Raw genomic sequence first — 2,452 nt, 5'->3', positions numbered from 1 at the left:
CTCCAGCACCACGCCGGCCACCGGTGCCTACAGCACCTTCCACATCCACGCTGATCTCACACGACGCCTGCAGACAACCGCCTCGAACAATGACACGACCCTCTACATGGTGCTGCAGGCCGCACTTGCCGCGCTCCTGACCCGCCTCGGTGCTGGTACCGACATCCCCCTCGGCACCGCCGTGGCCGGACGCGGCGACGCCGGACTCGACGATCTCGTCGGCTTCTTCGTCAACACTTTGGTCCTGCGCACCGACACCTCCGGTGACCCCTCGTTCACCGAACTCCTCGCCCGAACCCGGACCACCGACGTCAACGCGCTCTCCCACCAGGACATCCCCTTCGAACGCGTCGTCGAAGCCGTCAACCCCGTCCGCGCCGCAAACCGCCACCCCCTCTTCCAGGTGATGCTCACCCTGCAGAACAACCAGGAAGCCACCTTCACCCTCCCCGGAACCGAACTCACCACCCATAACCCAACTGACGCCCTCACCGACACAACCGCGAAATTCGATTTGACGTTCACTGTGACGGAGACTGATGGAGGTCTGTCCGGAGCGGTCGAGTACAACACCCAACTGTTCGACCCGGAAACCATCCAGCGGATCACCAGACAATGGATCCGGCTCCTCGACGACGTCACCGCACACCCACACCGCCCCATCGGGCAGGCAGACATCATCGGCGAAGCAGAACGCACCCGTCTCCTCACCGCATGGACAGGACCACCCCGCCAGGCAGCTGACTCCGACGTCATCACCCTCTTCGAGGAACAAGCAGCCCGGACCCCGAACGCAACCGCCGTGTCCTGGAACAACGGAGAACTCACCTACACGGAACTCAACGCGTGCGCCGATCGCCTGGCCTCTCGACTTGCCGCCGCAGGAGCCGAACCTGAGTCTCCCGTAGCCCTTGATCTGAAACGATCACCCCGTGTCATCGTAGCGATCCTGGCCATTCTCAAAACCGGCGCCCACTACCTGCCACTCCCGGACGCCTTCCCCAACGACCTGAAGAAATGGGTCCTGCAACAGAACGACACCCAAACTCTCCTGACCGACGCCACCACCGCGTCACCCATGGAACTCAACAACGTCGTCCAGACAGTCATCAACATCGACGACTGCCTCGAACCCGATCCCACCACCCCACCCCACAGAGCCACCCTCCATCCTGATCAACTCGCCTACATCATGTATACCTCGGGCTCCAGTGGAACCCCCAAAGGCGTCGCTGTCACTCACCGGTCAATCGCCGCATTCGCTACCGACTCACATTGGCTCGACCACCACACCCAACGCGTCCTCATGCATTCCCCGCACTCCTTCGACCCATCTGTCTACGAACTCTGGGTCCCCCTCCTCTCCGGCGGCAACGTCATCCTCGCACCCCCCGGCCCCCTCGACATTCCCGAAATCGGCCGGCTCATCCGCACCCACAACATCACCTCGGCCGTATTCACCGCCGCACTCTTCAACATCCTGGCCGAGGAAGCCACCGACGACCTCGGACACATCAACCTCGCCTGGTCAGGCGGCGACATCATCTCCGAATCCGCCACCCGCAAACTCCTCGAAGCCCACCCCCACACCCAACTCGCGAACGCCTACGGCGCCACCGAAGCCACCGTCATCTCCACCTGGCACCCCATCAACAACAGTCCACACACCAGCCCGATCCCCATCGGCCACCCCATGGAAGGCACCCGCCTCTACCTCCTCGACGCCTGGCTCCAACCCGCCCCACCCGGAACACCCGCCGAAATCTACCTCGCCGGATCCGGACTCGCCCGCGGATACACCAAACAACCAGCCCTCACCGCTGAACGATTCATCGCCGACCCCTACAACCCCGGCCAACGCATGTACCGCACCGGCGACCTCGGCCGCTGGACCCAGCACAACACCCTCGAATTCGCCGGACGCGTCGACCAGCAAATCAAAATCCGTGGCCACCGCGTCGAACCAGCCGAAATCGAAGCCGTCCTCGAACAACACCACACCATCACCCAAGCCGCAGTCATCCCACGCGAAGACCGCCCCGGAGACCGCCGCCTCATCGCCTACCTCGTCAGAACACACCAACACACCACCACACCAACCGAAACCGAAAACCTCACACACACCCTCCGCCAACGCCTCCCCGACCACATGATCCCCACCGCCTACATCAACCTCGAAAAACTCCCCCTCACCACCAACGGCAAACTCGACCACCGCGCCCTCCCCGCACCCCAACACCACCACACCACCACCGGACGCCAACCACGCAACCAACGAGAACAACAACTCTGCGACCTCTTCGCCGACATCCTCGGAACACCAGAAGTCGGAATCGACGACGACTTCTTCGCCCTCGGCGGCCACTCACTCCTCGCCACCCGCCTCATCGCCCGCATCCGCGCCGAACTCAACCTCGAACTCACCATCCAAAACCTCTTCACCACACCCACC

At 63.1% G+C, this 2,452-nt stretch carries 1 protein-coding gene; it reads left to right on the top strand.

The window, feature by feature from the left end; genetic code table 11:
* A partial coding sequence (locus PJ985_RS23065; protein WP_271685831.1) for a non-ribosomal peptide synthetase occupies positions 1–2,452 on the top strand: 2,452 nt, incomplete at both ends.

It is taken from the genome of Streptomyces sp. ACA25, from assembly GCF_028200735.1.
Taxonomy (GTDB): domain Bacteria; phylum Actinomycetota; class Actinomycetes; order Streptomycetales; family Streptomycetaceae; genus Streptomyces.
This window is presented reverse-complemented; position numbering and strand designations above follow the sequence as displayed.